Source organism: Pseudomonas agronomica (assembly GCF_025917275.1).
Classification (GTDB): domain Bacteria; phylum Pseudomonadota; class Gammaproteobacteria; order Pseudomonadales; family Pseudomonadaceae; genus Aquipseudomonas; species Aquipseudomonas agronomica.
On record NZ_JAOSHO010000638.1, the window covers coordinates 1 to 2,470 of the forward strand.

Annotated in this window: 2 protein-coding genes; both read right to left on the reverse strand. The window is 64.0% G+C overall.

Translation table 11 applies throughout. From position 1 onward, the window contains the following. The coding region (locus OC610_RS25560; RefSeq protein ID WP_264431806.1) for a methyl-accepting chemotaxis protein at window positions 1-1,708 on the reverse strand (1,708 nt) is incomplete at its 3' end. Window positions 1,709-1,760: 52 nt separating this feature from the next. Continuing rightward, window positions 1,761-2,470, reverse strand: a 710-nt coding sequence (locus OC610_RS25565; RefSeq protein WP_264431807.1) for a GGDEF domain-containing protein, incomplete at its 5' end; no start/stop codon positions are given.

Below are 2,470 nucleotides of genomic sequence, written 5' to 3' on the forward strand. Positions count from 1 at the left end.
CGGCTGCTTGTGCCTGGTTGGCGGTGGCTTCGGCGTGCTCGACCTGGGCGCGCATGCCCTCCACCGATTGGCGCGCGGCCAGTTGCAGGCGGGCGATCAGTGCCTGGATTTCCGAAGTGGCGCCAGCCGTGCGCTGGGCCAGGGAGCGGACTTCCTCGGCCACCACCGCAAAGCCGCGGCCCATTTCCCCGGCGCGGGCGGCTTCGATGGCGGCGTTGAGGGCCAACAGGTTGGTCTGGTCGGCAATCGAGCGAATGACGGTCAGCACACCGCCAATGGTCGCCGACTCCTCGGCCAGTTGTTCGATCATTTGCGCGTTGCCTTGCACCTCGCCCACCAGCGCATGGAGCCCGGCCAGGCTCAGGCCGATGACCTTCTGGCCATGTTCCACGGCGTTTCCGGCGCTGCGACTGGCATCGGCGGCCTGGCTGGCATCGCCCGCGACCTGCTGGATAGTCGCCTCGAGTTCGCTGAGGGAGTCGCGAATCAGCGCGGTATCGCCCGCCTGGTGTTCGGCGCCGCTGTGCAACTCGCCGCTCAACTCGGCCAGGGCCCGGCTGCTGCCCGCCACCTGTTCGGCGTTCTGGCGGATGGCGCCCACCAGGTCCACCAGATAAGCGCGCAGGCGATTGAGAGAGGCTTCTATATCCTTCAGCTCACGGTTGCTCGCGCCCACGTGGACGTCGCCGCTGAAATCCCCCTCTGCCCAGGTCGACAAGGCCGGAGCGAGGCGGGTCAGTGTCCGGGCCAGGCGCCGCTGGAGGGTGTCGATGAGCAGTGCGATCAGCAGGATGAGGCCGATCATCACGCCCTGGATCATGCGTACCTCGCCCTGGATTCGTCCGTGCTGGGCGCGCACCGCAGGCTCCATCGCATTGATCGCTTGTTGCACGTCGGTGGTTTTCAGATGAGAGGCATCGCTCAGATCCGTGCGTTTCTGGATCAATTCACGGGTGCGGGCCAGTTCCGCCGGGTAACGTCCGAGCAGGCTGTTGAGCTCACGCTTGAGCGCGATACCGGCGTCTTCGGTGGCGGTCTTTTCCTGAGACTCCAAACCCATCATGGCGGCAAAATCGTCGCTGCCCGATTCGCTGCTGGCGGTGACGCCAAGCAAGGGCAGGCCATCGAGCTGTTGGGCCTGGGCACGGATACTGACAAGCTCCCTTTCAACGTCGGCGGCCAGTTCGCTGCGGCCGCTGCTGACCAGTTTGTCCCGGGCGAGGGACAGCCGGCCCAGATGCTGCGACGCGGCGAACAGCGGCGGCAGATAAGCGGGCGCGCCGTTGGCGTACTGGGCCAATTGATCGAGGCTGGCGCTCAGTTCCCGTTCGGCCTGCAACAACAGGGCCTGGGGATCACCGGCCAGTTTGCCGGCGGCCAGCAGGTCGGTCTTGCTGAAGCTATCGAGGCTGGCCAGGCTTGGGCGCAAGGCCTTGGCCAGGTCCGGCGGGAACTGGTCCAGCTCCTTTTGCAGGTTTTCCAGCGCTTGGGTGGCCGCGCTGAGGCGCAGGGCGTCGCCGCTGGCCAGGTAATCTTCGATGTTGCGTGCCACTTCGCCCTGGAACTGCCGCGAAAGGCCCAAGTAGCGCTCCATCATCAGATAGGGACGTTCCAAGGCGATCTGCGACCACCACAAGGTGGCGCCAAGGCCAAGGCACACGGCAACTAAAAGAAGGGTGTTGAGATTGGTCAGCAGCTTCAGGCGCATCAAGGGTCTACCGGGGGCAGAATCGTAAGTGCCTGAAGTTATTGCGTTTGCGTTACACGTTTATGACCGAATCAGTGGATTCCGATGAAAAAGTGGCACTTTGCTTTGATTGCCTGGCGCTCTGCACCCGGTTGCGCCCTGCGTGCTTGGCGCGGTACAGCGCTTCGTCCGCCTGGCTGGCCATCATCAGGCTGTCGGACTCCTCGCTCATCTCCACCACCCCGGCGCTGAAGGTGCACCACAGGTCTTGCGGTTGGGCCGGGTAATGGATTTCGGCAAAACGCTGGCGGATTTCGTCCAGTACCTTGCAGGCCGCATCGATGTCGGTGTCGGGCATGACGATGGCGAACTCTTCGCCGCCGTAGCGCCCGATGAAATCGGTCTTGCGCAGGCGCTGCTTGAGAAACAGCGCCAGGCTCTTGATCACCCGGTCGCCCATGGGGTGGCCGTGGCTGTCATTGACTCGCTTGAAATGGTCGATGTCCAGCATGGCGAAGCTCAGGGGCTTGCCTTCGCGGCGAGCGCGGAAGCTGCAGTCTTCGAGCAGTTGCAAGATGTGGGTATGGTTGTAGAGGCCGGTGAGGCTGTCGCGGACCATCCGCGCCTTGAGATTGCGCGCCCGGGCTGCGCGGTTGCGCACCGTGGTGATCAGGTGTCGGGGCTTGATCGGTTTGGTCAGGAAATCATCGCCGCCTTCGCTCATGGCATCGAGCTGCTTGTCCAGATCGTCTTCGGCGGACAAGTAAATGATCGGCACGCTGA